Origin of the sequence: Vibrio sp. 10N.239.312.D08, from assembly GCF_041466145.1 — a bacterium.
Classification (GTDB): domain Bacteria; phylum Pseudomonadota; class Gammaproteobacteria; order Enterobacterales; family Vibrionaceae; genus Vibrio; species Vibrio crassostreae_C.
This window is the reverse complement of sequence record NZ_JBFSSD010000097.1, coordinates 1-2664: the sequence shown is the minus strand read 5'-3', so window position 1 is coordinate 2664 and position 2664 is coordinate 1. Positions and strand designations below refer to the sequence as shown.

The following is a 2664-nucleotide window of genomic DNA, read 5'->3' as shown; positions in this document are numbered from 1 at the left end:
CTTGTACGGTGGTGTGAGAGGACGGAGGCCGTGAGGCCTCCTCCTACTCGATTTGCCTATTGGAAGTGTGTTTAAACAAGGTTTGATTGAGATTAACCAAGAAGTCTAATGGTGGCGTTAGACTCCTTGGTTAATTTTTTATTGCTTCGCCCTGACGCGGAGTATGTGTTTTTTTGTCATATATAGACATTGGTCTTGGGAAGGTGAGGACGGGTGAAAATGCCTCTTATCGTGCAGAAATTTGGTGGAACGTCGGTGGGTTCAATTGAACGAATCCATCATGTAGCAGAAAAAATCATTGAAGCGAAAAATGAAGGGAACCAGATCGTGGTTGTCGTTTCTGCTATGTCTGGTGAAACAAATCGGTTAGTTAATTTAGCCACGCAAGTTGATAGCGTACCAAACGCTAGAGAACTGGATGTGTTGTTAACGGCTGGCGAGCAAGTTTCCATGGCCTTGTTAGCAATGACGTTACACAAGTTAGGTTATGAAGCGACATCGATGACTGGCTATCAAGCCAAGATACACACGGATTCTAATCATAATAATGCGGCGATTGAGCGTATTGATACTGCTCCGATTCAAGCTCTGCTAGATGACAACCAGATTGTTATTGTTGCAGGCTTTCAAGGATTCAATGCGAAAGGTGATATCACGACATTAGGCCGCGGTGGTTCAGATACTACAGCGGTCGCGCTTGCAGGTGCCTTGCAGGCGAAAGAATGCCAGATCTATACTGATGTAGATGGTGTTTACTCTTGTGACCCTAGAGTCGTAAAACAATCTCAGAAATTAGATACTTTAGACTTTCCTTCTATGGAAGAGATGGCTCGCCGAGGCGCTAAGGTATTGCACCTTCCTTGTGTTCAGTATGCATGGCAGCACAACGTGTCATTGCGAGTGCTTTCAAGCTTTGAACAAGGCGAGGGCACATTGATCGCGGGTAATCAGTGTTTGAATGATATTGCTGGCATCGCCATCCAAAGAGATATGGTGCGTATCGAGTGTTTGAATGAAGATTTACCGTCTTTCATTTCACATTGCCAACTGTTGGGGATCGAAGTCTGTAGTGTGATCGAGGAAACAGAACGGGCAGCACTCATTATTAAACAAGACATAAGTGCCAAATTAAAACTAGTTTTTGCTGAGAAAATCCGTAATAGTGAACAGGTTAGTTTGTTAACTGTGGTAGGAAGCCGAACACAAGAAATTGTGGTCAGTTCACATGGATTGTTGTCTGAAGGCGAAATTGATGTACAGCATCACTTATTGCAGCAGCAGTCTTTAACTTTGGTGATATCACCAACGCAAGTCGATATGGCTGCTAACATATTACACAATGCATACATCGTAGCGCGTGAAACACAGGGTTATCCTAAAAAAGAAGTGCATTTTGGTTAAATAAACTCAATCGATAGTTTACGAAAATATAACTTTTGTTGGATAATGCTCTCGTAGCTAGATAAATTTAGAGATTACTCAAGGAGCAAAGAATGCTAATTTTGACTCGCCGCGTTGGCGAAACACTGATGATTGGTGATGAAGTAACAGTTACTGTACTAGGCGTTAAAGGTAACCAAGTACGTATCGGTGTTAACGCACCTAAAGAAGTATCTGTTCACCGTGAAGAGATCTACATGCGCATTCAAGCTGAAAAAGGTAATGGTAACGTTGCATCTGGCAACTACTAATACTTTTGCGTAGAGAAGAGGCTAGCATTGTTGCTAGCCTTTTTTGATCTTGGGGAACCGAAACACTGATTGGGACATAGATGGGTTGGATAACGGAACGGTCTCAAAGTGGTGAAGTGAATGCTTTGTGATGCTGCGAGATACAGACAAGGTTGAACAGAACTGTTGCTCTGTATTTTGTTTGGCAAAACTCAAGATTTATTCGCTTCCCCTATGGCGAAAATACGCATCCCGTAGTATTGTGCCATCAGCGGTAGCACTTGCTGCTGGAGAAATTAGATAATTGTTTTCGGCTGTTTATTATTGCCAATCTTTCACCTTAATTTTTAAGGGAAAAAGCGCGATTTGAATCTTATAAGTTCAATTTGCAAGCGCTTTGATTAAATAGCAAACGGTTGAGTGTTTTTGTCCAATTTTTTTCAATAAAGTGTTTGACATATTTTCGGTAAAACGTAATATGTGCCTCCGCAAGACGGTGAGGTGGCCGAGAGGCCGAAGGCGCTCCCCTGCTAAGGGAGTATGTGGTTTGTAGCTGCATCGAGGGTTCGAATCCCTCCCTCACCGCCATTTCTTGCGAGTCTAAAATTAGCAATTTAGACAATGTAAATGTGCGTCCTTAGCTCAGCTGGATAGAGTACCTGGCTACGAACCAGGCGGTCGGAGGTTCGAATCCTCCAGGACGCGCCATTCTCTCTTCTCTTACTTGTAAGTGATTTGAGAATAATGAATTAGGTGAGGTGGCCGAGTGGCCGAAGGCGCTCCCCTGCTAAGGGAGTATGTGGTTTGTAGCTGCATCGAGGGTTCGAATCCCTCCCTCACCGCCATTCATTACAGGCCGATGGCCTTTTTTTTTCTTCGTAGCAAGAAGAATGTGATATATTTCACAACTTCATTCTTAATGAATGAACACCGTGCGTCCTTAGCTCAGCTGGATAGAGTACCTGGCTACGAACCAGGCGGTCGGAGGTTCGAA

General features: G+C 43.6%; 2 protein-coding genes and 3 tRNA genes. All 5 read left to right on the top strand.

The window, feature by feature from the left end; genetic code table 11:
- Positions 1-219: 219 nt before the first annotated feature.
- The 5 genes from AB6D58_RS24235 (at position 220) to AB6D58_RS24215 (ending at position 2515) form a co-directional block, all read left to right on the top strand.
- Positions 220-1401, top strand: coding sequence for an aspartate kinase (locus AB6D58_RS24235; RefSeq protein WP_017063224.1), 1182 nt, complete (start codon positions 220-222; stop codon positions 1399-1401).
- 92 nt (positions 1402-1493) lie between these two features.
- Positions 1494-1691, top strand: a complete 198-nt coding sequence (csrA, locus tag AB6D58_RS24230; protein WP_004415691.1) for a carbon storage regulator CsrA — start codon at positions 1494-1496, stop codon at positions 1689-1691.
- Between the two features lie 474 nt (positions 1692-2165).
- Positions 2166-2258: transfer RNA gene (locus tag AB6D58_RS24225), tRNA-Ser, on the top strand.
- 43 nt (positions 2259-2301) lie between these two features.
- Positions 2302-2378 (top strand) — tRNA-Arg (locus tag AB6D58_RS24220).
- A 44-nt stretch (positions 2379-2422) separates the two neighbouring features.
- A tRNA-Ser gene (locus AB6D58_RS24215) sits at positions 2423-2515 on the top strand.
- Positions 2516-2664: the final 149 nt, after the last annotated feature.